Annotated in this window: 27 protein-coding genes; 10 read left to right on the top strand and 17 right to left on the bottom strand. The window is 68.1% G+C overall.

Going from position 1 to position 25,508, the window contains the following annotated elements; translation table 11 throughout:
- Position 1 precedes the first annotated feature (1 nt).
- Genes GY170_RS17910 through GY170_RS17895 form a run of 4 tightly spaced genes read left to right on the top strand, consistent with a single transcriptional unit; the run spans position 2 to position 3,644 of the window.
- Positions 2-982 carry a TRAP transporter substrate-binding protein gene (locus GY170_RS17910; RefSeq protein ID WP_163896131.1) on the top strand — a complete coding sequence of 327 codons (981 nt, stop codon included), beginning with the start codon at positions 2-4 and terminating at the stop codon, positions 980-982.
- Between the two features lie 7 nt (positions 983-989).
- Complete coding sequence (locus tag GY170_RS17905; RefSeq protein ID WP_163896129.1) at positions 990-1,517, top strand: TRAP transporter small permease; 528 nt, start codon at positions 990-992, stop codon at positions 1,515-1,517.
- Positions 1,514-2,818, top strand: a complete 1,305-nt coding sequence (locus tag GY170_RS17900) for a TRAP transporter large permease (RefSeq protein ID WP_163896127.1) — start codon at positions 1,514-1,516, stop codon at positions 2,816-2,818. The genes GY170_RS17905 and GY170_RS17900 overlap by 4 nt, the downstream gene beginning before the upstream one ends.
- A gap of 7 nt (positions 2,819-2,825) precedes the next feature.
- Positions 2,826-3,644, top strand: a complete 819-nt coding sequence (locus GY170_RS17895; protein ID WP_235924248.1) for an NAD(P)-dependent oxidoreductase — start codon at positions 2,826-2,828, stop codon at positions 3,642-3,644.
- 9 nt (positions 3,645-3,653) lie between these two features.
- On the opposite strand, the gene GY170_RS17890 is transcribed toward GY170_RS17895, so the two are convergent.
- From GY170_RS17890 to GY170_RS17810, 17 genes are all read right to left on the bottom strand, one after another.
- The gene (locus GY170_RS17890) at positions 3,654-4,925 is read right to left on the bottom strand and encodes a lyase family protein (RefSeq protein WP_163896125.1); all 1,272 of its coding nucleotides are present in this window, start codon (positions 4,923-4,925) and stop codon (positions 3,654-3,656) included.
- Positions 4,922-5,761, bottom strand: coding sequence for a 3-oxoadipate:acetyl-CoA acetyltransferase (locus tag GY170_RS17885; protein WP_163896123.1), 840 nt, complete (start codon positions 5,759-5,761; stop codon positions 4,922-4,924). Before GY170_RS17885 ends, GY170_RS17890 begins: the two co-directional genes overlap by 4 nt.
- Positions 5,762-5,778: 17 nt before the next feature.
- Positions 5,779-6,378 (bottom strand): protocatechuate 3,4-dioxygenase subunit alpha, encoded by a 600-nt coding sequence (gene pcaG, locus GY170_RS17880; RefSeq protein WP_163896121.1) that lies wholly within the window; start codon positions 6,376-6,378, stop codon positions 5,779-5,781.
- Entirely contained in the window at positions 6,378-7,106 is a 729-nt protein-coding gene (gene pcaH / locus GY170_RS17875) for a protocatechuate 3,4-dioxygenase subunit beta (RefSeq protein ID WP_163896339.1), read from the bottom strand. Before pcaH ends, pcaG begins: the two co-directional genes overlap by 1 nt.
- 698 nt (positions 7,107-7,804) lie before the next feature.
- The gene (locus GY170_RS17870; RefSeq protein ID WP_163896120.1) at positions 7,805-9,238 is read right to left on the bottom strand and encodes a globin-coupled sensor protein; all 1,434 of its coding nucleotides are present in this window, start codon (positions 9,236-9,238) and stop codon (positions 7,805-7,807) included.
- Positions 9,239-9,363: 125 nt separating this feature from the next.
- Positions 9,364-9,909, bottom strand: a complete 546-nt coding sequence (locus GY170_RS17865) for a cytochrome c (RefSeq protein ID WP_163896118.1) — start codon at positions 9,907-9,909, stop codon at positions 9,364-9,366.
- 40 nt (positions 9,910-9,949) lie between these two features.
- Positions 9,950-11,056: a branched-chain amino acid ABC transporter permease gene (locus GY170_RS17860; protein ID WP_203531371.1), complete on the bottom strand. Its 1,107-nt coding sequence runs from the start codon at positions 11,054-11,056 to the stop codon at positions 9,950-9,952.
- A gap of 9 nt (positions 11,057-11,065) precedes the next feature.
- Positions 11,066-11,923 carry a branched-chain amino acid ABC transporter permease gene (locus tag GY170_RS17855; protein WP_163896116.1) on the bottom strand — a complete coding sequence of 286 codons (858 nt, stop codon included), beginning with the start codon at positions 11,921-11,923 and terminating at the stop codon, positions 11,066-11,068.
- The gene (locus GY170_RS17850) at positions 11,920-12,630 is read right to left on the bottom strand and encodes an ABC transporter ATP-binding protein (protein ID WP_163896114.1); all 711 of its coding nucleotides are present in this window, start codon (positions 12,628-12,630) and stop codon (positions 11,920-11,922) included. The genes GY170_RS17855 and GY170_RS17850 overlap by 4 nt, the downstream gene beginning before the upstream one ends.
- Entirely contained in the window at positions 12,630-13,364 is a 735-nt protein-coding gene (locus tag GY170_RS17845; RefSeq protein WP_163896112.1) for an ABC transporter ATP-binding protein, read from the bottom strand. The genes GY170_RS17850 and GY170_RS17845 overlap by 1 nt, the downstream gene beginning before the upstream one ends.
- A gap of 14 nt (positions 13,365-13,378) precedes the next feature.
- On the bottom strand, positions 13,379-13,954 hold the full coding sequence (locus GY170_RS17840) for a DUF6644 family protein (protein ID WP_163896110.1): 576 nt from the start codon (positions 13,952-13,954) through the stop codon (positions 13,379-13,381).
- A gap of 27 nt (positions 13,955-13,981) precedes the next feature.
- On the bottom strand, positions 13,982-14,497 hold the full coding sequence (locus GY170_RS17835; RefSeq protein ID WP_163896108.1) for a DUF6644 family protein: 516 nt from the start codon (positions 14,495-14,497) through the stop codon (positions 13,982-13,984).
- A gap of 123 nt (positions 14,498-14,620) precedes the next feature.
- A complete protein-coding gene (locus GY170_RS17830) occupies positions 14,621-15,163 on the bottom strand; it encodes a DUF6152 family protein (RefSeq protein WP_167803335.1) in 543 nt (180 codons plus the stop codon).
- Between the two features lie 100 nt (positions 15,164-15,263).
- A complete protein-coding gene (locus GY170_RS17825) occupies positions 15,264-16,466 on the bottom strand; it encodes a CaiB/BaiF CoA transferase family protein (RefSeq protein ID WP_203531370.1) in 1,203 nt (400 codons plus the stop codon).
- Between the two features lie 296 nt (positions 16,467-16,762).
- Positions 16,763-18,091, bottom strand: coding sequence for an ABC transporter substrate-binding protein (locus GY170_RS17820; protein WP_163896104.1), 1,329 nt, complete (start codon positions 18,089-18,091; stop codon positions 16,763-16,765).
- A gap of 194 nt (positions 18,092-18,285) precedes the next feature.
- On the bottom strand, positions 18,286-19,308 hold the full coding sequence (locus GY170_RS17815; RefSeq protein ID WP_163896102.1) for a VOC family protein: 1,023 nt from the start codon (positions 19,306-19,308) through the stop codon (positions 18,286-18,288).
- 60 nt (positions 19,309-19,368) lie between these two features.
- On the bottom strand, positions 19,369-20,034 hold the full coding sequence (locus GY170_RS17810; protein WP_163896100.1) for an alpha/beta hydrolase: 666 nt from the start codon (positions 20,032-20,034) through the stop codon (positions 19,369-19,371).
- Positions 20,035-20,131: 97 nt separating this feature from the next.
- Between GY170_RS17810 and GY170_RS17805 the strand changes: the two genes are divergently transcribed.
- From GY170_RS17805 to GY170_RS17780, 6 genes are all read left to right on the top strand, one after another.
- A complete protein-coding gene (locus GY170_RS17805; RefSeq protein ID WP_163896098.1) occupies positions 20,132-20,977 on the top strand; it encodes an IclR family transcriptional regulator in 846 nt (281 codons plus the stop codon).
- Positions 20,978-21,040: 63 nt separating this feature from the next.
- The gene (gene wrbA / locus GY170_RS17800) at positions 21,041-21,643 is read left to right on the top strand and encodes an NAD(P)H:quinone oxidoreductase type IV (protein ID WP_163896096.1); all 603 of its coding nucleotides are present in this window, start codon (positions 21,041-21,043) and stop codon (positions 21,641-21,643) included.
- A 180-nt stretch (positions 21,644-21,823) separates the two neighbouring features.
- A complete protein-coding gene (locus GY170_RS17795) occupies positions 21,824-23,155 on the top strand; it encodes a hypothetical protein (protein WP_203531369.1) in 1,332 nt (443 codons plus the stop codon).
- 102 nt (positions 23,156-23,257) lie between these two features.
- Positions 23,258-24,001 (top strand): MBL fold metallo-hydrolase, encoded by a 744-nt coding sequence (locus GY170_RS17790; protein ID WP_163896094.1) that lies wholly within the window; start codon positions 23,258-23,260, stop codon positions 23,999-24,001.
- Complete coding sequence (locus tag GY170_RS17785) at positions 23,992-24,675, top strand: HupE/UreJ family protein (RefSeq protein WP_235924247.1); 684 nt, start codon at positions 23,992-23,994, stop codon at positions 24,673-24,675. The genes GY170_RS17790 and GY170_RS17785 overlap by 10 nt, the downstream gene beginning before the upstream one ends.
- Positions 24,672-25,331: a hypothetical protein gene (locus GY170_RS17780; protein WP_163896093.1), complete on the top strand. Its 660-nt coding sequence runs from the start codon at positions 24,672-24,674 to the stop codon at positions 25,329-25,331. The genes GY170_RS17785 and GY170_RS17780 overlap by 4 nt, the downstream gene beginning before the upstream one ends.
- Positions 25,332-25,508: the final 177 nt, after the last annotated feature.

Here is a 25,508-nt window from a genome sequence, read left to right as displayed (position 1 = left end):
CATGTTCTTGAAGACAATCGCCGCCGCCACAGCCGTGGCCGCGCTGGCCGCCCCCGCCGCGGCCGAAACGCTGAAGCTCGCCCACTGGGTGCCGCCGCAGCACACGCTCACCGCCTCCACCGTCGAGCCGCTCAAGAACGGCGTCGAAGAGGCAACGGGCGGAGAGCTGACCATCGACGTCTATCCCGGCGGTGAGCTGGGCGCCGGCCCGCTGGAGCAATACGTGCGAGTGGTGCAGGGCGTGGCCGATATCGTCTGGGGCCTGCAGGGCTACACCTCCAGCCAGTTCCCCCGCACGATGATCGCCGAGCTGCCCGGTGTCGTCACCGAGGACCGCCCCGGCTACGAGGCGATCTGGGATGCCATCGACGCCGGCTACCTGATGGAGGAATATCCGCAGACCAAGCCGCTCGCGCTTTGGACGTCGGAGCCCAACGTCTTCATCATGAAGGACCATGACATCCGCACGCCCGCCGATGTGGAAGGCCTGAAGATCCGCGTCTCCGGCTCCGTCGCCGCCGACCTGATCGAAACGCTGGGCGGTATTCCCGTGCAGATGCCCGCGGGCGAGATGTACAACGCGCTCGACACCGGCCTGATCGACGGCATCGTCACCGGCGCCTCGGCGATCGGCGACTTCCGCCTCGACGAGGTAGCCAATTCCTACACGACGAACGTGCCGCTCGGCCGCATCACCTTCTACCTCGTGATGAACCAGGGCGTGTATGACGGGCTGTCGCCCGAGATGCAGGCCGCCATCGACGAGAACTCGGGCCGCAGCCTGAGCCAGAGTGCCGAGGAAGGCTGGTACGCCACCACCGACCGCGTGCTGGAAAGCATCGCCGCGACCGGTGACAACACGATCATCGAGCTGACGGATGCCGAGGCCGAGGCCTTCGGCGAGCTGACGATCCCGGTCACGCAGACCGTCGTGAACGACCTGGGCGCCGAGGATATCCTCGCGGTCATGGAAGGCGAGTGACGCCGCGATGCTCGTCACGCTGCGACGGATTGCGGACGGGCTGATCAACCTTGCCGCCGTGATCGGGGCGATTGCCCTGATCGTGGTGGCGCTGGTGATCCTCGTGGATGTGGTGGGGCGCTATTTCGGCGCCCCCCTCACCGGCGCTCAGGATGTATCCACGATGGGGCTGGCCGTGCTCGTCTTCGGCGGCATGGCGCTGTGCGACCGGGTCGGCGGGCATGTCTCCGTCGACATCTTCGAGCGGAACTTCCCCGAGGGGCTCAACCGCGCCGCCGATATCATCGGGGCGCTGCTGGGCGCCGTCTTCTTCGGCGGCATCGCCTGGACGATGTGGGATTCCTCGCAGCTCAGCCAGATGCTGAACCTCAAGACCAATATCATCGACCTTCCCAAATGGTACTTCCAGTGGGCCATCGCCGCCTTCTCGATCATCACCGCGCTCGGCATGGCGCTGCGCGTGGTGGAGCTCTCGCTCGGCGGGCCACGCCCCGGCCACGAGAGAGACGGCGCGACGCCCGGAGCCTCTGAATGAGCCCCGAACTGATCGGCCTGCTCGGCATCCTCGTCCTCTTCGTGCTGCTGATCCTGCGGATCCCCGTCGCCATCGCGCTGGCGGTGGTCGGCTTCGTCGGCGTCTGGGTGCTGAACTCGTGGAACGCCGCGCTCTCCACCCTCTCCACCGAGGCCTTCACCGTGGCCTCCAAGAGCGAGCTGGTCGTGGTTCCGCTCTTCATCCTCATGGGCAACGTGGCGGGCGAGACGGGCATGTCCCGCCGGCTCTACGATGCCGCCTACGCGGTGATCGGGCAGCTGCGGGGCGGGCTCGCCTCCGCCACCATCATCGGCTGCGGGGGCTTCGCGGCGCTCTCCGGCTCCTCCGTCGCCTCGGCGCTGACGATGGGCAAGGTGAGCCTCGCGGAGATGGACCGGTTCAACTACGCGCCCTCGCTCTCGACCGGCGCGGTGGCGGCGGGGGGCACGCTGGGCATCCTCATCCCGCCCTCCACCGGCTTCGTGATCTACGCCATCCTCGCGCAGGAGAGCATCGGGAGGCTGTTCCTCGCCGGGGTGCTGCCGGGGCTGCTGCTCCTCGGCCTCTTCGTGCTCACCATCACCATCCTCTGCTCCATCTGGCCGGCCCTCGGCCCGGCCGGCCCGCACACCACGTGGCGGGAAAAGGCGCGCAAGATGGTTGGCGCCGGGCCCATCGTGCTGGTGATCCTGCTCACCATCGGCGGCATCTACGGGGGCATCTTCTCCCCGGTGGAGGCGGCGGCGGTCGGCGCGGGCCTCGTGATCCTCGGCGGGATCATCGAGCGCAAGCTCTCCCTCGCCGCGCTCTGGCGCGCGTGCCGGGACAGCGTGGTGACGACGGCGACGGTGATGCTGATCCTCATCTCCGCCTCGCTCATCAACCCGTTCCTCGCCCTCAGCCAGGTGCCGGCGCTGGTGGGCACTTTCCTCGGCGGGCTGGACGTGGCGCCGGTGGTGGTGCTCGGCCTGATCCTGCTGAGCTACCTCATCCTCGGCTGCTTCCTCGAGGGCTTCGCCATGCTGGTGCTGACGATGCCCATCTACTTCCCCGTCATCACCGCCCTGGGGATCGACCCGATCCTCTTCGGCGTGCTGGTGGTGCTGGTGCTGGAGATGGGGCTGATCTCGCCGCCGGTGGGCGTGAACGTCTTCATCGTGAAGTCCGTCGCGCCCAAGGTCCCCTTGGGGACGATCTTCCGCGGGGTGATGCCCTTCTGGCTGGCGATGCTCGTCTGCACGGCGCTGATCATCGCCTTCCCGCAGATCGCGCTGATCCTCCCGACCACGATGATCCAGTGAGGCACCCTTGATCCGCATCGGTTTTCTCGGCTTCGGCGAAGCGGGCGAGGCCTTCGCCCGCTCCCTCGCCGGGCGGGCGGAGATGCGGGCCACCGACCTGCGCGCGGAGCGGATGGCGGCAGCGGAGGCGGCGGGGGTAGAGGCCGTGGCGCCGGAGGGGCTGGCGGAGGCCGACTGGCTCATCTCCGCCGTCACCGCCGATGCCAGCCTGACGGCGCTGGAGGGGCAGGCGGAGCATCTGCGCCCGGGGCAGCTTGTGATCGACATCAATTCCGTCTCCCCCGTCCGCAAGCGCGCCTCCCGCGCTCTCGCGGAGGGGCGCGGGGCCAGCTACCTCGACATGGCCGTCATGGCGCCCGTCCATCCGCGCGGCCATGCGACACCGGTGCTCGTCGCCGGCCCGGCGCCGGAGGCGGAACTGACGGAGCTCGGCTTCGACTGGCGGAGCGTCGGGGCGGAGCCGGGGCAGGCGACCGCCATCAAGATGGTGCGCTCGCTCTTCGTGAAGGGGCTGGAGGCGATCACGGTGGAGACGCTGCTCGCCGCCGAAGCCTCCGGCTGCGCGGAGGAGATCCTCGCCTCGCTGGGCAAGAGCTACCCGGGCCTCGGCTTCCCCGGCCTCGCCGACTACCAGTTCGAGCGGACGCTCGTGCACGGCGCGCGGCGCGCCGCAGAGATGCGCGAGAGCGCCGCGACGATCGACGAGCTGGGGCTGACGGGGGCGCTCGCGGCCGCCATCGCCGAGGTGCAGGAGCGTCAGGCCCGGGCGCAGGTCGCGTCCGATGCCCCGCTGGCGGACAGGCTGGCGGCGCGCCTCAAGCCGTAGGGCGTGGCCCTACCCCGGCCACCGCGCGAAGACCGCCGCCGCCGCCTCGCGGCAGGCGGGCACCACCGCCTCCGGCACAAGCGCGTCCCAGTCCACCGGCGCATCGGTCAGCCGCCGCAGCGCCGGCACCAGAGGCTCCTCCGCCCTGGCCGCCCGTTTCACCAGCGCCTGCGCCTCGGCCCGGCCCATGTGCGGCGCCAGCGCGAAGCTCGCCGCCTCGGCCAGGGCCGCGCCGTCGGTCAGCGGCGCCCTCAGCGCCTCGGCATTCGGGCGCAGCGTCTCCGCCAGCGTCGCCGCGTGGGCCAGCGCCGCGCCCGTCGCCTCGAGCATCTGCGGCAGCACCAGCCATTCCAGCGCCCAGGCCGCGCCGTCCCGCTCCTCCGCATGGGGGGTCGAGAGCGCAGGCGCCAGCGTCGCCACCAGCCGCGAGAGCGTCAGCACCGCCTCGGCGGCGACGGGATTGGCCTTCTGCGGCATCGTGGAGGAGCCGCCGCCCTCCCCGGCGCTCGCCTCGCTCGTGCGCCCCATCAGCACCAGATCCTGCGCGAATTTGCCCAGCCCCGCCGTCAGCCGCACCGCCCACTGGCCCAGCGCCTGCACGGCGCCCCGATCCGTGTGCCACGCCGGCCCGTCCGAAAGGCCCAGCCGCGCCGCGAGCGCGGCGGAAATCGCCGGCCCGTGCGGGGCGACGGCCGTCCCCGCCCCCGAGGCGCCGCCGAACTGGACCGTCATCCGCGCCCGCACCTCCGGCAACGCCAGCCCCTCGGCGATCAGCGGCTGCGCCCAGCGGGCGGCCCGCAGGCCGAAGGTCACCGGCGTCGCCACCTGGCTGCGGGTGCGGGCGGCCATGACCAGCTCGTCATGCCTCTCCGACGCCGCCTTCAGTGCACCGATGGTCCGCGCCAGCCGCGCCTCCAGCACCTCCAGCGCCGCGCCGAATTGCAGCACCAGCGCGCCATCCACGATGTCCTGCGAGGTTGCGCCCCAGTGGAGCCACTCCGCCGCCGCCTCGGGCAGCGCGGCGCGGAGGGCCTTCACCAACGCCGGCACCGGCACCCCGGCGGAGGCGGTGCCCTCCGCCAGCAAAGCCGGGTCCACCTGCAGCCCCGCCAGCACCCGGGCGATCTCCGCCCCGGCCTCCGCCGGGATCACGCCCACTTCGGCCTCCGCCTCCGCCAGCGCCGCCTCGACGCGCGTCATCGCCGCCGTCAGCGCGCCGGCCGAGAAGAGCCCCCCGACCTCCGCATCCGCGAAGAGGGCGCCGAGGGGGGCGGCGATCACGCGGGGACGCTCTCGGGCAGGCCGAGGATGCCTCGCGCCTGCTGCCAGCTGGCCACCGGGCGCTCGTACCTGTCGCAGAGCTCCGTCACCCGGGTCACGAGGGCGGCGTTCGACGGCGCCAGCGTCTCCCGGTCGATGCGCACGTTGTCCTCCAGCCCAGTCCGGGCGTGGCCGCCCTTCCTGACGGACCATTCGTTGAGGACGATCTGCTGCGGCCCGATCCCCGCGGCGCACCATTGCGCATCGGGGGCGAGGCGCTTCAGCGTCTCGATATAGAAGTCGAAGATCGGCTCATCCGCCGGCATGGCGTTCTTCACGCCCATGACAAACTGCACGTAGAGCGGGCCCTTGAGGCGCCCGTCCTCCGCCATCTTCGCCGCCTGCACGATGTGGGAGAGATCGAAGGCCTCCACCTCCGGCTTGATGCCGTAGGTCAGCATCTCGCTCGCCAGCCAGTCCACCAGATCCGGCGGGTTCTCGTAGACGCGGGTAGGGAAGTTGTTGGACCCCACGGTCAGCGAGGCCATGTCGGGCTTCAGCGGCAGCATCCCGCCCCGCACCTGCCCGGCGCCGGAGCGGCCGCCGGTGGAGAATTGTACGATCATGCCCGGGCAATGCTCCCGCAGCCCCTCCAGCAGCCGGCCGAAGCGCTCCGGATCCGAGGAGGGGGTGCCGTCGTCGTTGCGCACGTGGCAATGGGCGATGGTGGCGCCGGCCTCGAACGCCTCCTGCGTGCTCTCCACCTGCTCGGCCACGGTGATCGGCACCGCGGGATTGTTCGCCTTGGTGGGCAGCGAGCCGGTGATGGCGACGCAGATGATGCAGGGGTTGGACATTTGGCTCCTCCGGGACGTTACAGGTCGAGGAACACTGTTTCACCCTCGCCCTGCAAGCGGATGTCGAACCGGTATTCGGATTCGCCGATCTTGGTTGCGATCAGCGTATCTACCCGGGGCCGCTGCTCGATCCGGGCGAGGAGCGGATCGTCCCAATTGTCCTCGTCGTCGAAGTAGAGGCGGGTGTTCAGGCCGATGTTGATGCCGCGCGCCACGATCCAGAGCGAGATGTGCGGCGCCTGGTAGCCGCCGCCGCGCATGGGCACGGGGCCGGGCTTGACGGTCCTGAGCTCCCACACCCCCGTCTCCTTGTCGGCGGCGAAGCGGGCGAAGCCGGAGACGTTCGGGTCCGCCCCCTCCTGCTCGGGGAAGAGGCCGTTGGCATCGGCCTGCCAGCTCTCCAGCATGGCGTCGCGGAAGGCCCAGCCGGTGCCGTCGTAGACCTCGCCGCGGATGGTGACGATCTCGCCCTTGGCGCCATCGGAGATGGGCGAGGCGCCGAGATCCTGCGGGTAGATGCTGGTGATGCCCGTGAAGCTGGGCATGCAGCCGATGTGCACGTAGGGGCCGGCGGTCTGCGAGGGCGTTTCCTGCAGGGTGTCGAGCTTCTGGACCATCACATGCCCTCCGGCTTGTTCTCGAACATCGTCTGACGGCGGCCGCGGAGGACGATGTCGAACTTGTAGGCGAGAAAGTCGTGCGGCCGCGACTTGGAGAAATCGAGCGGCGCGACGAGGCGGTCGAGCTGCGAGCGGTCCTTGATCGTGGCCGCGATGGGGCAGAGGTCGATCAGCGGGTCGCCCTCGAAATAGCTCTGCGTGATGAGGCGCTGGCCGAAGGAATGGCCGAAGACCGAGTAGTGGATATGCATCGGCCGCCAGTCATTCGCCCGGTTGGGCCAGGGGTAGGCGCCGGGGCGGATGGTGAGGAACTCGTAGTAGCCATTCTCATCGGTGATCGTGCGCCCGCAGCCACCGAAGTTGGGGTCGAGCGGGGCGAAGTAGGTGTCCTTCACGTGCCGGTAGCGACCGCCGGCATTGGCCTGCCAGATCTCCACGAGGGTGTTCGGGACGGGGCGGGCGTTCTCGTCGAGCACGCGGCCATGGACGAGGATGCGCTCGCCCACGGCGAGGCTCTCGCCGCCGGTGAAGTTGGCGATGAGGTTGTTGTCGAGCGGGCCGATCAGGGAGTGGCCGAAGCGCGGGCCGGTCTCCTCCGACGGGGTGGATTCCATCGACAGGAGCGGCAACCGGGGGCTGCGCGTGAGGGTCGTCTTGTAGTCGGGGTCATGGGGGACCGGATGGATCGCCCGGTTGCGGGGGATCAGCGGCCCCAAATCCTGCATGTCCTTGGCCATGCGCTCCTCCTCGCCTGTGGTGGCGACCATATGGGCCCCCGAGAGCCGGGATGCCAAGGGAGGAACGGTGCAGCGGGGCAGGACGATCCGCGCATGTGTGGGCGGGACGCCTTGACGCGGAGGCGTGGGGCGGGTGCCCGGCGCAACGGCCGGGTCTTCGGTTGCGTTCGCGTGGGCCGGGAGGCGCTTCCACAAGCGCCACCCTCGCAGGCCGGCCCGTGGGATGGCGCTCCGACGCCGCCGCTGCGCGCTTTATGCCAGCCAGGCCCCTCCCCGACCCGAGCGACGCACCAAGCTCAGCCAGAGCGCCAGCCCGCCGGGACGGGCCGGCGCTCGCGCGGCGCCTGCGGCTTGATTCCGCGCGGTGGAAGGAGCGGCGATGTTTGGCACGGAAGTCCGCCGCTCCGGTGGATCCCGCCCTCGTAGGGTGGGTTTGTAACCCACCATGCCCGGCACGACACAAGTGACGCCCTCTCACGCCGGCCCGTGGGGTGGCGCTCCGACACCGCCGCTGCGCACTTTATGCCCGCCAAGCCCCTCCTCGCTCTCCGCGAAGCACCAAGCTCAGCCAGAGCGCCAGCCTGCCGCGACGGGCCGGCGCTCGCGCGGCGCCTGCGGCTTGATTCCGCTCGGCGAAGAGCGGCGGCGTACCGCAAGGCGGGGGGATGGTGGGTTACAAACCCACCTTACTCCGCAGCGTAGCGGGCGGGAGCGGCGCCCGAGCTCTGGAGGTAGCGGAAGGAGTTGATCAGCGTCTCCAGCTCCTCGGCGTTCTGCTTGAGGCCCTGGGTGGCGGCCTGCGTCTCTTCCGCCATGGCGGCGTTGTTCTGCGTCACCGTGCCCAGCTCGGCCGTCGCCTGATTGACCTCGCCGATGGAGCCGGCCTGCTCCGTCGCCGAGCTGGCGATCTCGGAGACGAGGCCGGAGACCTCGGAGACGCCCTTCACGATCTCCCCCAGACGTTCGCTGACCTGGGCGCCCTTCTCCACCCCGTCCTGGATGATCTTGGTGTTATTGCCGATCAGCGCGCGGATCTCCTTGGCGGCCTCGGCGGAGCGCTCCGCGAGGCTGCGCACCTCGCTGGCGACGACAGCGAAGCCCTTGCCCGCCTCGCCGGCGCGAGCCGCCTCGACCCCCGCGTTGAGGGCGAGGAGGTTGGTCTGGAAGGCGATGTCGTCGATCACCCGCACCTTCTGGCCCATCTCGGCCGAGGAGGCCTCGATCTTCGACAGCGCCTCCACTGCCGCCGCGACGGCATCGCTGCTGGATTCGGCGCCCCGGCTCGTCTCGCCGATGCGGTTGTCGACCTTCGCCGCCCGCTCCGCCGTCTCGCGAACGTTGTCCGTCAGCGTCTGCATGGCGGCGACCGTCTCCTCGATGGTGGCGGCCTGGCTTTCCGTGCGCAGGCTGAGGTCGGCGGCGTTGCCCGAGATCTCGCCCGTCAGCGAGTTGAGCGAGGCGACGGCGCGGGCGATGATGCCCATCGCGTCGGAGAGGGAGTGCACGGCGGCGTTATAATCCTCACGGATATAGCCGAACTTGGGCGGGAAGCCCGTCTCCGCGATTTCCTGCCCGAAGTTGCGGCTCGCGAAGCGCTTTAGCCCGTCGGCGACATGGCCGATGGCGGCCTCGGCCTCATGCTTCTGCCGGGCCTCGAAATAGGCGTCGATCACCAGCTCCATGTCGAGCTGGAAGGACCGGTCGACGGCGCAGACGAGATCGGCGAGGGCGACGCGGTTGCCGAAGGCACCGGAGCGGCGGATCAGCAGCTCCCGCACCTCGGAAGAGACGCGGGCGTAGCCGGCGAAGTAGAAGGTGAAGGGCAGCTGGATCCGGTAATGCGCCTCGCCGAGCCGCTGGCACGATTCAAGGTAGTCCGCAGAGAACTCGCCGGAGAGCATCCTGCCCCAGTGCTTGCGCTGCGACTCGCGGGCGTGGCGGAGGATCGTCTCGTCCGGGAAGAAGGCGGCGAACTCGGGCGTCGCGCGGCAGAACTGGTAGAAGCGGTCGAGAATGGCCTCGAATTCAGGGGCGATCAGGCGCTGCGCCTTCTTCAGAAGGTCCCGCTCCCGCTCCCCCAGCTTGAAATACTGAAGCCGCTTGTCGATCTTCACGCTCATGTCTGCCCCTAACCCTCGATGGTCAGGGGCAAGGCTAGCGGCCAATGGTCTACAAGGCGTGAAGCGCCGCGGCCCCCGGCCGACCGCCCGTCATGGAGCGGGCCGCCCGGGGCCACGGGTAAAGCTCAGAAGTCGTTCAGGAAATCGAGGTCGCCGACGTCACCGCCGCCGAGGTCCATCGTGTAGTTCAGGTAGGTCTCGTGGCAGGAGGTGCAGCCGTCCCACAGCGCCATGGTGGCACCGTGCAGGGCGGCGGGGTCACTCTCCACCGCCGCTTCCAGCGCCAGCGTGTGGATGCTGTCGGCGAAGGCGGCGAAGCTCTCCTCGTCGTCCCAGATGGCCGGCTGCGCGTCGGTCGTCACCTGCGATCCGGCGGCGGCGAGCGCGTCGGGGGAGGTCCCCTCGCCGAAGAGGTGGGGGAAGGCGCCGAGAATGGCGGCGATGATCGCCAGATCCTGCTGGACGCGGGGCACGTCGACCTCGCCGCTGCCGTCGCCGACCAGCGCCTCGACCTCGGCCCTGAGCCCCGCGACCTGCGCCTTGAGCCCCTGCCGGGCCAGGACCTCGGCCTCGGGGGAGAGGAAGCTCTCCTGCCCGGTCGCGGGCCCGGTCAGGCTGAGCGCGAGGCATAGCCCTCCCGCCGCCGCTCCCCACATCTGTGACAGCGTCATGCGATCCCTCCTTGAATCGTGCCCCGATCGGGGCCTTGCGCTATGGTCGTTCCTTGCCGTCGCGCAGAAGGCGGCGGCGGGTCGGGAACAGCTCGATCCCCGTGCGCTCGGTGAAGATCCCCCACAGCCCCTGCGGGGCGAAGAGCATCATCACGATGGCAAGGGCGCCGAGGAACATCAGGTACCAGGGGCCAAAATCGGCGAGGAACGTCTCGAGCAGGACGAAGACGATGGCGCCGACGATGGGGCCCATGATCGTCCCCAGCCCGCCGATGACGACGATGAAGATGACGTAGGCCGTCCAGTCGATCACCGAGAAGGCGGAGTTCGGGTCGATCGTGCCCTTCTGCAGGTGGTAGAGCGCGCCGAAGAGCGCCGCGCCGGCCCCCGCGAAGACATAGACGATGAACTTGCTGCGCGTGATGTCCACGCCCACGCTTTCGGCGGCGACCTCGTCATCCTTGATGGCCATCAGCGCCAGCCCCCGGCTGGAGCGGAGCATGTAGTAGGCGCCGATCACCACGACGAGCATCGCCAGCAGCATGGCCCAGTAGATGACCACCTCGCGCGAGGTGGAGGAGCGCATGTCGAACAGCGTCGCCGTCGCCTCGATGCCGAACATCTCGCTGGTGGCGCTGCGCGGCAGGCCGGTGCCGGTGCCGCCGCCGAGCCCCGGGTAGATCGAGGCGAGGATGCGGAATACCTCCGCCACCACCCAGGTCATCACCGCGAAATAGGCGCCCTGCATCCGGAAGGTCAGCAGCCCGATGGGGACGGAGATGATCGCCCCGCCCACCGTTGCCGCGAGGACGGCGACGAGCGGGTCCATCCCGACGTAGATGATGCAGTAGAACATGAAGTAGGCGCCGAGCCCCACGAAGGCCTGCTGGCCGACGGAGATCAGGCCACCGTAGCCCGCCAGCAGGTTCCAGCACTGGGCGAGGCCGATCAGCAGCATGATCTGCATCATGTCGCGGATCTGGCTGCGGCCCACGAAGGCCGGCGCCGCGATCAGGCCGATGATCAACAGAGCGAAGACCACCATGGCGATGCGGAAGGTCCGGGTGCCGACGGCGACGGAATAGCCATCCGTCCCGCTCCTGAAGGCCTTCTTGGCGGCGCTGGTATCGAGATGCGTATCGCTCATGTGGGCGGCCTATTGCTTCGAGAACAGGCCGTTGGGCCTGACGAGGATGATGAGGAGGAACACGAGGTGCCCGGCCAGCACCTGATACTGGGGGGAAATCGTCGCCCCCAGCTCCTGCGCGACGCCGAGGATGATGCCACCCCCCAGCGTGCCCCAGAGCGAGCCGAGGCCGCCGATCACCACCGCCTCGAAGGCGAAGAGCAGGCGCGCCGGGCCGACCGACGGGTCGAAGTTGGCGCGCGCGCCCATGAAGAAGCCGGCGACGGCGATCACCACGAAGGAGATACCCATGGCGATGGCGAAGATGTTGCGCGGGTTGATCCCGACGATCTGCGCGAAGACGGGCGAATCCGAGGTGGCCCTGAGCCGGCGGCCGAGCTTCGTGCGGTAGAACAGCGCGTTCAGCCCGCCGATGACGACCAGCGCCGCGAGGAAGGTCAGCAGCGGCATGACCCCCATGGAAATGCCGGCGATGGTGATCGACGCCGTCTCGATGGGCCCCAGCTGGATGCGCACGCTGTCGGCCGAGAAGGCCTCCAGCAGGCCGTTCTGCACGATGATCTGCAAGCCGAAGGTCACCAGCAGCGGCACCAGCAGGTTCGACTGCACGGTGCGGTTGAGGATGTACTTCTGCAGCGCCCAGCCGAGCGCGAAGAGGAAGGGCGCCGCGATCATGAAGGCGACGACGGGCGGCAGGAAGGTGAAGGACGACAGCGCGAGGATCACGTAGGCGGCCAGCACGATGAAGTCGCCGTGGGCGAGGTTCACCAGCCGCATGACGCCGAAGATCAGCGACAGGCCGGCGGCGTAGAGCGCGTAGAGTCCGCCGAGCAGGAGGCCCTGGATGATGGTGTTTACGTAACTCATGCGTCGCTCATTCCGAAATAGGCGTGCTGGATCTGGTCTTTCGTCAGCTCGTCCGGGCGGCCCGTCAGCGTGACGCGGCCTTCCATGAAGCAATAGACCCGGTCGGCGGCACCGAGGGCGGCGGAGAGATCCTGCTCGACGAGCAGGACCGTGGTGCCGCGGGCCTGGATCTCCTTCACCGCGGCGTAGACGTCCTTCACGATGGTGGGGGCGAGGCCGAGGCTGATCTCGTCGCAGAGCAGCACCTTGGGGTTGGCCATCAGCGCCCGCCCGATGGAGACCTGCTGCTGCTGACCGCCCGAGAGGGTGGTCGACATCTGCTTGGCGCGCTCCTTCAGGATCGGGAAGAGGCGGTAGATCTCGTCGAGGTTCCAGCCCCGGTCGACCGTCTTGCCGTCGGCGCCGATGAGCAGGTTCTCCTCCACCGTCAGCGAGGGGTAGAGCTTGCGCCCCTCGGGGACGAGGGCGATGCCCTTCTTGACCATCTCGTAGGCCGGGGTGCCACCGACGGGCTTGCCGTCGAGGGTGATGGCATCGGGCTTCGACGGCGTGATGCCGGCGAGCGCGTTGAGGAAGGAGCTCTTCCCGGCGCCGTTGGCGCCGATGATGGCGACGGTCTCGCCCTCCTCCACCGAGACGTCGATGCCGAAGACGGCCTGGAAGTCGCCGTAGAAGACCTCGATTTCGTGGGTTTCAAGCAGCGCCATCAGGCGACCTCCTCGTCCATGTCGTCGTCGATGCCGAGGTAGGAGCGCTTCACCTCCGGGTCGTTCATCACGGCCTTGGGCTCGCCCTGCGCGATGATCTTGCCGCGCTCCAGCACGATGAGGCGGGAGACGACGGAGAGCAGCGCGTGCACGATGTGCTCGATCCAGACGATGGTGACGCCCTGCGCGTTGAGATCCTTGATGAGCTCCACCAGCTCGTGGCACTCGCCCTCCGTCAGGCCGCCGGCGATCTCGTCGAGCAGAAGCAGGTCGGGCGTGGTGGCCAGCGCGCGGGCCAGCTCCAGCCGCTTGCGGTTGAGCAGGGTGAGCTTGCCGGCCTCGGTGTTGGCCTTGTCGGCGAGGCCCGTGATCTCGAGGATGCGGGCCGTCTCGCCGATGGAGCGGCGATCGTCCTTGCAGCCGAACTCGGCGGCGGTGAGCAGGTTCTCGAAGACCGTCAGGCTCTCGAACGGCTTGGGGATCTGGAAGGACCGGCCCATGCCCTCGCGGCAGCGCTCGCGCACGGAGGCGCGGGTCACGTCGTGCCCGTGGAACTTGATCTCCCCCGAATCCGCCTTGAGCACGCCCGTGCACAGGTTGAACAGGCTCGACTTGCCGGCGCCGTTGGCGCCGATGATGCCCAGCGCCTCGCCCTTCTCGACATGCATGGTGACATCGTCGGCGGCGACGACGGCGCCGAAGCGCTTGTTGACGCCCGTCAGCTGAAGAAGCATGTGCCCCCCTTTTCTCAGGCCGCCCCGAAGCCGCCGGCGGCGAGCATCGAGAACATCAGGTTATCAAGGTCGATGTCGATTGGCGCGTCGAAATCGAAGCCTTTCGTGTAGCCGATCCAGCGGCCGAGGAAGATCACCGCCGTCCACAGCGAGATGGAGAGCACGCCGGCCAGCCGCGCCCTGTCGGGCGGCGGGCAGGTGGCATCCCAGTGGGAGACGGTCTTCATGGTGCGCAGCTCGAAGAACATCATGTTCAGCCCGGCGAGCACGATGGTGCCCATCTTGAACCAGAAGATCTTGTTCACGTAGAACTCGGTCGCGTTGGCCGTCAGCATCAGCAGGCCCGAGATCAGCGCGCCCGCGAAGCCGACCCAGGTGAAGCGCAGCAGCTCCTGCGAAACGCGCGTGAAGGTGCGGGTGCGCGCCAGGACCCCGATCAGCCGCAGGTCGACCGTGATGAGCGAGCCGAAGAGCACCACGACGGAGACGACGTGCAGCGCGTTGATGAAGGGCAGCGCGTAGACCGAGTCGCGCATCCACGCGCCGACGTCGGAATTCTCGAGCCACTGGAAGAGTGCGTAAAAGTCCATCTGCCTGTTTCCTCCCTTGTCCTCGCCTCAGGCGGCGAAGGACCAAGACCCCCAGATTGTCGTGTCCCAGGCGATGAAGCGGCCGAGCACCATGATGCAGACCCAGATCACGAAGGAGCCCACGGCGAGGCGCCGCGCCCCGGCGGGCGCCGTCGTGCCCTCGCCCCACGCCCCCGCGCCGCGCCGGATGCGCAGCTGGAAGGAGGCGACGATGATCATGCCGATCAGGAGCAGCGTCATCTTCGCCCAGAAGGAGAAGGCCAGCAGCTCACGCGCCGGCTCGGCGATGATCAGCAGGCCCCCCGTCAGAGCGAGCAGGATGATGGCGCCCCAGATCCAGCCCTCGTAGCGCTTCGAGACGACCTGCAGCGGCTCCTCGCTGGCGAAGAGGCCGGCGATCTTGAGGTTGAAGACCAGAAGGGCGCCGGTGAGCGCGCCGACGGCGACGATGTGGAAGCACTGGATCAGCGGAACGGCCCAGCCCGCGCTCCCTATGGCGATGCTGAGGTCGCTGAGGCTCAGCCAGGTAATGAAATCACGCATCTCGTCCTCCCAACGCGTGTCGGTGGATCATCCCGCTCTGGATTGTCGGGGTAGCTGTTCTGGATGGCCCGCCGCGTCTGGGCCGAAACTGCGACGCGGCGGGCCCTAGACCCGGAGTGGGGCTCAGCCGTCGGCCTCGCCACCCTCCTCGGCGTCCTCGGTGTAGTCCTGGCCCGGCACGAAGGGCTGATCGAGCTCCAGGTCGTTGACCGGGATCTCGCCTTCGCCGTGCTGGGTGGCGCCGTCGACGCTGTCACACATCTGGCCGGGGGCCGGAGGCGTGTTCGCCGGGCACTTCCACAGGCCCATGTTCCCGCGGTCCCCGCCCGGCTGGCCGTTGCGCAGCGGGTAGAGGCCGACGGAGAAGATGGTCCCCGGCGCGAAGTTGTTCACCGTAATGCCCTCGGCCGCCGCCTGGGCGGAGCCGGCCATCTCGACGGCCCAGATGATGGGGTCGCCCGCCTCATCGCGCACGACGGTCGTATGCTCGTCGTTCAGCGGCGCGAAGAAGATCTGCAGGTGGTTGGCGTCGGGGTTGATCCGCGTCACCACGCCGGTGAACACGCGGACCTGCGTGTTGTCGAACATGGCGAACGAGTGGTGCGCGTAGGCGGCGCTCCCGACGCTCAGGCTCAGGCCCGTGGCCATGACGGCCGCGGTCTTCACCAGTCTCCTCAAACCGAAAGTCATCAGTCTTTTCCTCCCTAAAGCGCACCTTCCTCCTCAGGTGCTGTTTCGATGTAATCCCGTCCCCGGTCCGGTCTCCTCAGACGTTCTCCCGGGCCTGGGCCGCACCGTCCGGCGTGGTCCCGGCCGCCGGCTGAAGGGCCGGCCAGCCGGAGCCGTCGCGCAGGCTCTGGCGGATTGCGTCCCCGTCGGCATTGAGACGGGGCGCGGGACGGATCGAGGTGGCGCGCGACCGGTTGATCGTCACGGCCGGGCGGACCGCATGATCCGCCGCATCCTCGCCATCGGGCTCCACATCGACGATGAGCCCCATGTGCTTGACCTGCGGGTCTTCGACCACTTCCTCGACCTCGTTGATCGGGGCGAAGGGCACGTCGGACCCTCCCATGATCTCCACCCATTCATCGCGGGTCTTTGTCTGCGTGATCTTCGTCAGCTCCTCGCCGAGCACCTCGTAATTGTCGATGCGGGCAAGGCGGGTGTTGAAGCGCTCGTCCTCGTGCATCCAGCCGGCGTCGAGCGCCTCGACGAGCTGGTCCCAGAATTTCTCGGGGCTGGAGAGGTGCAGCGCGACGAGCTTGTCGTCCTTCGTGCGCAGGATATGGGCCTGCGCGAGGCGGGGCCGGTCGAGGCCCTTGGGCGCTTGGCCGAGCGTGAAGAGCGCCGTGAAGGGCTCGATGGCGAAGTGCGTCATCGCCTCCAGCATGGAGACCTCGATGAGCGCGCCCGTGCCGGTGGAGCCGCGGCTGACGAGCCCGCCGAGGATGCCGTAGGCGGCGTAGATGCCGGTGATGGCATCGGCCAGCGCCGGGCCGAGGAAGCGCGGGTTGTCGCGGTCGGTCACGATGCCGAGGAAGCCGGAGAGGGCCTGCGCCACGCTGTCGTAGGACGGGCGGTCACGGTAGGGCCCGTCGGGGCCGAACCCGTTGATCGAGCAATAGACGAGGTTCGGGTTGATCGCCTTGAGCTGCTCGTAGCCGGCACCGAGGCGCTCGGCCGCGCCGGGCCGGAAGTTCTGGATGAAGACGTCGGCCTCGGCGATCAGCTTCTCGAACACCGCCTTGTCCTCCTCCTCCTTGAGGTTGAGGGCGATGGAGCGCTTGTTGCGGTTGTAGGCCTGGAAGTGGGGCGAATAGAGCCCCTCCTGGTAGGTGCGGTAGGGGTCCCCCGTATTGGGAGACTCGATCTTCACGACGTCGGCGCCGAGATCGGCCAGCATCATCCCCGCGCAGGGGCCGGTGATGAAGGTCCCCTGCTCGACCACTTTTATATTCTTGAGCATTCCGTTCATCATGGCTCTTTCCTGCGGCCGCTCGGGCCATGTGTCTTTGCGTTCTGCCGCGGGGGCCCAGCCTCCGTGATCCGGGGCAGACCATGCGTCACACCCGTCTCACCGTGCCGCTGCCCCTGGCAGTCGTTTCGCCCAGCGAAAGTTTTTTCGGGTTTCATTGTGACGGGTTCCCCAAGTGTGTCAAGCGCGCGCGATATTCCCAAATGGCCGAGAAGATTGAAATTATTCAGGTGCGGCGGTTGGCCCCGCGCCGAGGGGCGCGGGACCGGTGCCACGGGGCTACCCGATCAGGTGATCGGCTCCATCACGCCGCCGGTCGGGATGGCGGGGAAGGTGGTGTTGTCGACGATGACGATCTCGTAGCCGTCGCCATCCTCCTTCAGCCGCCACTGGCCGCCCACGAGCGGCGCGGTGGAGACGTTCTTGGCCGCGAACTCCGGCACGCCGGTGCCGTTCCACGCGACGGGGCCAATGATCGTCTCCATGTTGGTCTCGGCGATCGCCTGGACCATCGCGTCGCGATCCTTCGGGTCTGCCGCGCGTGAGATGACGTTCAGCGCCACCTCGAACAGGGCGTGGATGTAGCCGATCGGCTGCGTCCACGGACGGCCCGTGGCCTCCTCGAAGGCCGCGCCCAGCTCCGACGCGGACTGGCCGGTGAGGGAGGAGGTGAACGGGTGGGACGTGGACCACCACACCTCGCAGGACAGGTTGTGCCCGGTGTCGCCCAGCGCCTCGACGGCGGAGGGGAACAGGATGGCGCGGCCCATCGTGCAGATCTTCGGCTTGTAGCCCTGCTGGATCGACTGGGTCCAGTAGGTGGTGAAGTCCGGCGGGATCATGAGGCCGGTGATCACGTCGATGTCGGCCTCCTGGAATGTCGCGATCTGGCTGGCGAAGCTGTCGGTGCCGTTCGGGAACCGGCCGGGATCGACCAGCTCGTAGCCGGCGGCCTCCAGCACCGGCGGGAAGCCGGCGTTCGGATCGGCGAAGGCGTTGCCGTCGGCATCGTTCGGCCACAGGGCGCCGACCGTGTCACCGTGCTCCAGCTGGCTCCACATGTTCAGGGTCACGGCGTAGTAGTCGGCGCCGCCCCAGAAGAAGTGGTAGGTCCAGTCGAACTGCTCCCAGGTGGAGGGATCGCCCGGGTTGGCCTGACGGCCGACATACCAGGCATCCCAGGGCGCCATGGTCGAGATGCAGGGCTGCTCCTCGATCTCGCACTGGGTGGAGACGGGGTTGGTGGTGTCGGGCGTGGAGGCGACGACCATCAGGTCGACCTCTTCATCCACGATCAGGTCCAGCGCCACTTCGGCGGCCCGGTTCGGGTTCGACTGGCTGTCGGCGACGATGACCTCGATGTTGTAGGTCGTGCCGTTGACCTCGATACCGTTGGCGAAGGTCTCCTGCAGCTGCTGGATGGTGAAGTCGTCGGCCTCGGCGAAACCGGCGAGCGGGCCGGATTGCGGGGTGACGTAACCGATCTTGACCGTGCGCTCCTGCGCATGGACGGCCGGCGCGTAGAGCCCGGCGGCCGCTGTCCCCCCGGCTGCGGCCGAGGTCTTGATGAAGTTCCGACGCGTCACGCCGCGGCGCGGCTGAATGAGCTTGGACATTCTAGGTCTCCTCCCTGAATTGGTGGCTCTCCCCCGAGCGCTCGGATTGGAAGCGTCCACCTGCTTTGCGTCAACGATAAACCGGTATGGGAGAGTCAGACCTCTTCTGCCGGTATGTCGAAGATACGAATCCTGATATTAACCCCCTCCCGGGGTGGACGGGCCGGACGTCCTCTCGCCCGGCCCAGCCAGTATCAGAGCGTCGCCTTGGCCTTCTTCGGCTGATCCAGCGGCGGCTCGGTCTTGAGCGTGCCGTCGGGGCGGCGGGGGTTTTCGATCGGCGTCAGCTCACGCTCCAGACGGGCGCGCAGCGGCTCGACCCGCTTGGAGAGCGCGAGACGCTCGCCCAGCTCTTCCTTCGGCTGGTCGACGAGGAAGCCGGGGCCCTTCGAGGTCAGCTCGATGATGCCGCCCGGCGTCTGCGCGTAGCAGCTGTCGAAGACGTGGTGATCGTAGATCGGCGTCGTCGGCACGGGGCCGGCGTCCGAGTAGTCACGCCAGCCGGAGAGATCCTCGTCGGCGTCGAAGGCGAGGTGGTGCCAGACGCCGATGGCGGCTTCCTGGAAGGGCAGATCTTCCGGCACGGGCGCCGTGTACCAGCGCGACGTCTTGGAATCGCCTTCCATCTCGAAGCGCTGCAGGGCCTCGTTGTAGGTGAAGCCCATGTGCTCGGCGTAGGGCTTGAGATCCTGCACGGAGACGTTGGAGCGGATGCCCTCGATGCCGGTGATCTGGAACTCCGGCGGAATGTCGGAGGCCGGGAAGGCCAGCGGCTTGTCGGCGGCGTCGGAAACAATCAGCTCGACCTTGTGATCCTCGAAGTCGTGGAACACGAGCCGGCGCGGCACCGTCGGGTTGAGACGGTAGAGTTCGGAGAAGATCTGGTTGTCCGTCAGGCGGTCCATCCAGAAATCCAGCGCCTCGTTGGAGCGCACGCGCAGGACGGCGGAGTGGTGGTTGCCCTTGCCGGCCGGGGCCTTCGGGGCATCGTTGAATTCCAGGAACGTCACGACGGAGCCGAGCGAGCCGTCGGTGTCGCCGAAGTAGGTGTGGTAGCGGAACGTCGTCTCGAAGTTCAGCGTCTTCTTGACGAAGCGCAGACCCATGATGCGCGACCAGAAGTCGACGTTGGCCACGACATCGCCGGTGATCCCGGTGATGTGGTGATTGCCGTCCAGCCGCTTGGCCGGCTTGTTGGTTTTCGGTTGTTCAGGCACTTGTTTCTCCTCCTGCTTTAGTAACTTGCCCCGCCCCGCCAATCTCGGGGGAGGCGAGGGTCAGGGTGTCAGCTGGTCCACCAGCTCCCTGAGACGGTTTATTTCCGCCGGGCGGACGACGTGGTCCGCGTCGGGGAACATTTCCAGGTGCACGCTCGCGCCGAGGCGCGTCAGCACGGCCTCCGTCGCCAGCAGATCGGCCAGTGGCAGCCAGGCATCGGCGGCCCCGCCGGAGACGACGACGGGCAGCTCGGCTAGGTCCCGCTCGGGCAGGCCCCGGCCGGTCATCGCCAGCGGGGTGCCGGTGAAGATCGCCGCGGCCGCGGGGCGCGTGCGCCCGTCGATGAGGTACTCTGTCACGAGGCAGCCGCCCTGGCTGAAACCGGCGAGCACGACCCGCTCGGGACCGAAGCCATGCTCCGCGGCGAGGCGGAAGGCAGCATCGATCTCGTCCATCCCGCGGGCGACGCCCTCGGCATTCTCGGCGAGCGGCGCATCGTAGCGGCCGGGGTACCACGTCTTGCTTTCGGTGTAGGGCGCGAGGACGCGGAGCCGCGCGGCCAGAGAGTCGCCCAGCAGGCGGAACATTTCCTCCGGCTCGCGGTCCCGTCCGTGGACCAGCACCAGAACCGCCTGGGCGGAGTCCCAGCCGGCCCCGTACTGGGCCAGCCCGTAGCCGACCCGCGCAGCAGTGCCGGCGCCCTCATGTGCGCTGCCTTGCGTCATCCTCTTCCTCCCTCGGATCAGCCCTCTTTTGGGGTTGATTATTTTCGCCCAGCGAAGCTATATCCGATAGGCGAACATCTTAGGGGAGGAGTGGAACATGTCAAGCGTTCTGGATGGCGGCGTGATCGACGAGAAGGAGTTCAACTCGGCGATCGCCCGGGGCTTCGCGGTGCTGGAATGCTTCGACCAGACCCACACGGAAATGACCCTGAGCCAGGTTGCCGCACGCACCGGCCTTTCCCCCGCCACGGCCCGCCGCTGCCTCTACACGCTGCGGGTTCTCGGCTACGTCCGGCAGGACGGACGCAAGTTCACGCTGGGCGCACGGGTGCTGACGCTCTCCTCTTCCTACATGCGCTCCAGCCAGATCGACGAGTTCCTCCTGCCCGAAGTGCGCAACCTCGTGGAGGCCTTCGGCGACGCCGCCTCGGTGGCGATCCTCGACGAGGGCAAGGCGCTCTACCTCGCCCACACCACCCGGCAGAGCGCGGTGCGACCCACCGCCGCAGTCGGTGTCCGCTACCCGGCGCACGCCACCTCGCTGGGCAAGGTCCTCCTCGCCAACGCTGATTCGGTGACGCTGAACCGCTATGTCGGACAGGCCCCCTTCACCGCGCTGACGGACAGGACGCTGACCGGCAAGAAGGAGCTTCTTGCCTGTCTGCAGGAGGTGAAGCGCCTCGGCTACGCCATCGCGGTGGACGAGCTGGATTACGGCATCGCCTCCATCGCCTGCCCGATCTGCGATGCGGAGGGCCGTGTCGTCGCCGCCATCAACTCCTCCGGCTTCTCCGGCCGGCTCACCCGCGACGTCCTCGTCGAGGAGCGGCTGCCGCGGCTCATCCAGGCCTCGCGCAACATCACGGCGAAACTGTCGCAGTACCCCGTCCTTGTGCGCACGGCGCTGACACCGCAAAGCGCCCAGCGCGTCGGCCCGATCTAGGGCCGCGCCTTTCCCCGCCCCGCACGCGGGGCTCACTGCCACCAACACGTCCGGGAGGATTACATGGTAAAGATTCTGGTATTCTACTATTCGAGCTTCGGCCACATGGAGCAGATGGCCAACGCGGCCGCCGAAGGCGCCCGCGAGGCCGGCGCCGAGGTGACGATCAAGCGCGCGCCCGAGCTGGTGCCCGAAGAGGTCGCCAAGAACGCCTACTACAAGCTCGATCAGGACGCCGAGGTGCTCACCGATGTCACCGAACTGACGGAGTACGACGGCTTCATCTTCGGCATCAACACGCGCTTCGGCATGATGTCCTCTCAGATGAAGAACGTGCTCGACCAGACGGGCGGGATCTGGGCCCAGGGTGCGCTGGTCGGCAAGGTCGCGACGGTCATGTCCTCCTCCGCCGCGCAGCACGGCGGGCAGGAGATCGCCATCGTCACCACGCAGATGGCACTGCAGCATCACGGCATCATCACCGTGCCGCTCGGCTATGCCTATCAGGAGCAGATGGGCGTCGATGTCGTGCGCGGCGGCTCCCCCTACGGGATGACCACCACCACGCTCTCCGACGGCTCCCGCCAGCCCTCCGAGCAGGAGCTCGAAGGCGCGAAGTTCCAGGGCAAGACCCTCGCCGAGGTGACCAAGAAGCTCCACGGCTGAGCCAAATCCCCCGGCGCGCCGCCCCCGTAGCGGCGCGCCAACCCCCGCCGGCGAAGCGGGACAACCCTGACGCGACCCGCTCCCGAAAGGCTTGACAAGGCGCCTCCCCGCCTGAGACCATTCGCCATGCGGAGTATTTTTCGCTAGGCGAACATTTCGCCGACAAGGGAGGAAAATCACATGAAATTGGACCTGACTCTCAAGTCAGCATTGCTCACCTGTGTCTTCAGCGGCCTGTCGGCCGGCGCGGCCTTCGCGCAGGACGAGACGGAGAGCGTCGGCCGTGGTGCGCCCATGGCCAACCAGCAGGGCGAGACGGTCGTCGGTGCCGGCACCGGCGGTGCGTTCTACGGAGAAGCCATCGCCGCCCGGAACGGCGAGGTGCCCGAAGGCGTCGAGCCGCTCGAGGTGGACATCTTCACGTCGGAAGACTTCTACGCCGACGAAGAGCTGTGGAGCGACCCGCGCTACTTCCGTTGCAACTCGCCCATGGGCCTCGAATCGCAGTGGGGAGGCTACGGTTCGGAAATCATCGGTGACGATCCGCCGGCCTCTGGCGCCTGGGGCTTCTGCGACGCCGATTACTCGGCCGATAACATCGTCAGCCCCTACGGCTTCGCGACTGCCGAAGAGCATTACAACGCTCTGATGGAAGAGACAGTCGCGAATGGCGGGCCGACCGAATACAGCTTCGACAACATGCCGCCCGACTGGAACGGCCGCTACAACGACAGCAGCGAAAACTGGTTCTGGGGCCGCATCATCCAGGCCTCGACCGAAATCTCGCTGCTGACGCCGGAATACCAGAAGCGCGCCGTACAGATGCACTATCACCAGGCGAACACCAACGCCGCCCAGTGGCAGTCGCAATATTGCTGGCCCGAAGGGTTCCTGCGCCGCTGGCACGAGCATGCGGTGCGTGACCACCAGATCCTGACGAACCCCGAGGTGATGCAGATCCTCACCGGCGTGGCGGACAACATCCTCACGCAGGTCTTCATCGGCCGCGAGTTCAACATGGAAGGCGCCGTCCCCCGCCTCGGCGAGGACGTGCCGCGCTGGTACGGCGAGACCATCGGCTTCTGGGATGACGAGACGCTCATCACCTGGACGTCGAACATCCAGGGCTGGACGGTTCACGCCGGCTTCGAGTTCTCGAACCAGATGCAGACGGTGGAAATCTACTCCGCCAACCGCGACGATGATGGCAACGTCACCGGCATCCACCACGAGGCGATCTTCTACGATCCCGAGGCGCTGAACGAGCCGATCCGCATGGTGCGCGACCTCGAGAAGATCGGCGAACTTGTGGAAAGCGACCCCTATATCTTCGTGAACTGCGTGCAGACCATCTTCCCGATGGACGGCTACGCCACGCCGGTCTCGCCGGGCGCCACGATCGAGTACACCGTGCCCGACATGTACGGCCGCCCGTGGGCGCAGATCTGGGAGGAATACTTCGAGGAGGGCATGACCCGGCCCGAGGCCGAAGGCCTCTTCGGCTTCGATTGATCCTCGCCTGACAAGGAGGCCCGGGGCACCGCCCCGGGCCTCTTGCGACAAACAGAATGTCTTTGCAGGCGGGGGAGGAGCCCGCCTCGGGAGGAGAAAGACATGACCATCCGCACAGCCCGCCGGGCGGCGGCGCTCGGCCTGCTGGCCGGCAGCGCCCTCGCCCCGCTCGCCAGCGCTCAGGCGCTGCAGGGCATCGAGGCGGACCACGGCGTGATCGCGGTGACGCCGATCCGCCACGCCTCCCTCGTCCTCAGCCAGAACGGCATCGCCATCTATGCCGACCCCATCGGCGGCGCCGCCCTCTATGACGGGCTGCCGGCGCCGGCGCTGATCCTCATCACCAATGCCCATGGCGACCATCTGGAGCCGGAGACGCTCACCGCTCTCGCCGGGCCGGCGACGCAGATCGTCGCCCCCGCCAGCGTGGCGATGCCGGAGGGGCTGGCGAACATCACCGCCATGAGCGCGGGCGAGACGGCCACACTCACCGGCGGCATCGGGGTGGAGGCGATCCCGGCGGAGAACACCTCCGAGGGCCGCCTGCATCACAACCCGCCGGGCGAGGGGCTCGGATACGTGATCACCTTCGACGGCGCGCGCATCTATGTTGCGGGGGATACCCAGGCGACGGAGGCGATGCTGGCCCTGCGGGACATCGACGCCGCCTTCCTGCCGATGACATGGCCCGACACCATGTCCCCCACCGAGGCGGCTGAGGCGGCGGGCGCGTTCCACCCCGCCGTCGTCTACCCCTACCACTACTGGGGCAACGATATCTGGAACTTCTCGGCCGTCGTCGAGGAGCGCACCGACATCGACGTGAGGGTCGCCAATTGGTACTGAGGCTCGCCCTGCTGCTGGCGCTGATCGCCCCCACCGCCGCCATCGCCCACGGCGTCGCCGGCGGCGATGCGGAGTTCATGGCAGCCACGACGGGGGTGGATTTCTGGCCCTATGTCTACCTCGGCGCCAAGCACATGGTGACAGGCTACGACCACCTCGCCTTCCTCGTCGGGGTGATCTTCTTCCTCTACGGGATGCGCCACATCGCGCTCTACGTGACGCTTTTCTCCATCGGCCACTCGCTGACGCTGCTCTTCGGGGTGCTCTCCGGCATCCATGTCAGCGCCCATCTCGTCGATGCCATCATCGGCCTTTCCGTCATCTGGAAGGCGCTCGACAACCTCGGCGCCTTCCGCACGCTCTTCGGCTGGCAGCCGGGGCAGAAGGCGCCGGTGCTGATCTTCGGCCTCTTCCACGGCTTCGGCCTCGCCACCAAGCTGCAGGAGGTGAACCTCTCCGGCGACGGGCTCGTCGCCAACATGCTCGCCTTCAACATCGGGGTGGAGCTGGGGCAGATCCTCGCGCTCACCCTCGTGCTGGCGCTGATGACGCTCTGGCGCGCGACGCCCAGCTTCAACCGCCACGCGATGGCAGCCAACGTGGTGCTGGCGGGGGTGGGGCTGGTGCTCTTTCAGATGCAGATGGTCGGCTTCCTACAGGAGATCTCCGCATGAGCCTCTTCGACCGGTACGACAGCCTGCCCCGCGCCGCCACGGAGACGCGCCATGGCGCCGGCGCCGGGCCCGCGCCCGAGCGGCCCCGCCTGCTCCGTCAGCTCGGCATCGCCGCCCTTGCCGCCACCGCGGTCACGGTGCTCTTCGTGCTGCCGGCGGAATACGGGATCGACCCGACAGGCGTGGGCGGCGCCACCGGCCTCACCCGCATCTCCGAGCCGCAGGAGCTCGTCGTCACCCCCGTCTCCGACGTGCCGTTCGAGATCGCCCGCTCCCACGCCGTACCCTATCGGGAGGATACGATCATGGTCCGCGTCGGCGGGCTCGACGAGTTCTACGGGCAGGTCGAGTACAAGCTGACGATGCAGGCCGGCGACACGCTGCTCTATTCGTGGTCTTCGCCGGAGGAGCTGTACTACGAGTTCCACGGCCACGACGACCCGAACGCCCATGATCCCGGCGCCGGCCCGATGGAGGTGATGGAGTACGAGAACGGCCGCGCCACCGAGGCCTCCGGCGTGCTCACCGCCCCCATCGACGGCATCCACGGCTGGTTCCTCGCCAACCGGAAGATGGAGCCGGTGATGATGGAGCTGCACCTCGCCGGCTGGTACGAGCTCGGCCCCGGCCTCATCGCCCTCTCCCGGCAGGAGTGACCGCCGCCAGCTGATCCTTTCGCACGGCGGAGACCCACAGCTCCCCTGCCCTGCCCCCGGGCAAGGGCAGATCGACGCAGGCTTGCTCGCCCCAATTTATCAATCAAAATCAATGCCTTGTGCGGTAACTTTCGCCGCCATGCGCCTTGACAGGGCCTGAGTCGGCCGCCTAACCTG

The sequence above is a fragment of the Pseudoroseicyclus tamaricis genome (assembly GCF_012070395.1).
Taxonomy (GTDB): Bacteria; Pseudomonadota; Alphaproteobacteria; order Rhodobacterales; family Rhodobacteraceae; genus Pseudoroseicyclus_A; species Pseudoroseicyclus_A tamaricis.
Note: the sequence above shows the minus strand (reverse complement) of the source record. Positions and strands in the feature narration are given on the sequence as shown.

Coding starts and splice junctions, on each gene's coding strand:
- GY170_RS17910 (WP_163896131.1), top strand. CDS start 2: ATGTTCTTGAAGACAATCGCCGCCGCCACAGCCGTGGCCGCGCTGGCC.
- GY170_RS17905 (WP_163896129.1), top strand. CDS start 990: ATGCTCGTCACGCTGCGACGGATTGCGGACGGGCTGATCAACCTTGCC.
- GY170_RS17900 (WP_163896127.1), top strand. CDS start 1,514: ATGAGCCCCGAACTGATCGGCCTGCTCGGCATCCTCGTCCTCTTCGTG.
- GY170_RS17885 (WP_163896123.1), bottom strand. CDS start 5,761: ATGTCCAACCCCTGCATCATCTGCGTCGCCATCACCGGCTCGCTGCCC.
- pcaG (WP_163896121.1), bottom strand. CDS start 6,378: ATGGTCCAGAAGCTCGACACCCTGCAGGAAACGCCCTCGCAGACCGCC.
- pcaH (WP_163896339.1), bottom strand. CDS start 7,106: ATGCAGGATTTGGGGCCGCTGATCCCCCGCAACCGGGCGATCCATCCG.
- GY170_RS17870 (WP_163896120.1), bottom strand. CDS start 9,238: ATGAGCGTGAAGATCGACAAGCGGCTTCAGTATTTCAAGCTGGGGGAG.
- GY170_RS17865 (WP_163896118.1), bottom strand. CDS start 9,909: ATGACGCTGTCACAGATGTGGGGAGCGGCGGCGGGAGGGCTATGCCTC.
- GY170_RS17860 (WP_203531371.1), bottom strand. CDS start 11,056: ATGAGCGATACGCATCTCGATACCAGCGCCGCCAAGAAGGCCTTCAGG.
- GY170_RS17855 (WP_163896116.1), bottom strand. CDS start 11,923: ATGAGTTACGTAAACACCATCATCCAGGGCCTCCTGCTCGGCGGACTC.
- GY170_RS17850 (WP_163896114.1), bottom strand. CDS start 12,630: ATGGCGCTGCTTGAAACCCACGAAATCGAGGTCTTCTACGGCGACTTC.
- GY170_RS17845 (WP_163896112.1), bottom strand. CDS start 13,364: ATGCTTCTTCAGCTGACGGGCGTCAACAAGCGCTTCGGCGCCGTCGTC.
- GY170_RS17840 (WP_163896110.1), bottom strand. CDS start 13,954: ATGGACTTTTACGCACTCTTCCAGTGGCTCGAGAATTCCGACGTCGGC.
- GY170_RS17835 (WP_163896108.1), bottom strand. CDS start 14,497: ATGCGTGATTTCATTACCTGGCTGAGCCTCAGCGACCTCAGCATCGCC.
- GY170_RS17825 (WP_203531370.1), bottom strand. CDS start 16,466: ATGCTCAAGAATATAAAAGTGGTCGAGCAGGGGACCTTCATCACCGGC.
- GY170_RS17820 (WP_163896104.1), bottom strand. CDS start 18,091: ATGTCCAAGCTCATTCAGCCGCGCCGCGGCGTGACGCGTCGGAACTTC.
- GY170_RS17810 (WP_163896100.1), bottom strand. CDS start 20,034: ATGACGCAAGGCAGCGCACATGAGGGCGCCGGCACTGCTGCGCGGGTC.
- GY170_RS17805 (WP_163896098.1), top strand. CDS start 20,132: ATGTCAAGCGTTCTGGATGGCGGCGTGATCGACGAGAAGGAGTTCAAC.
- wrbA (WP_163896096.1), top strand. CDS start 21,041: ATGGTAAAGATTCTGGTATTCTACTATTCGAGCTTCGGCCACATGGAG.
- GY170_RS17795 (WP_203531369.1), top strand. CDS start 21,824: ATGAAATTGGACCTGACTCTCAAGTCAGCATTGCTCACCTGTGTCTTC.
- GY170_RS17790 (WP_163896094.1), top strand. CDS start 23,258: ATGACCATCCGCACAGCCCGCCGGGCGGCGGCGCTCGGCCTGCTGGCC.
- GY170_RS17780 (WP_163896093.1), top strand. CDS start 24,672: ATGAGCCTCTTCGACCGGTACGACAGCCTGCCCCGCGCCGCCACGGAG.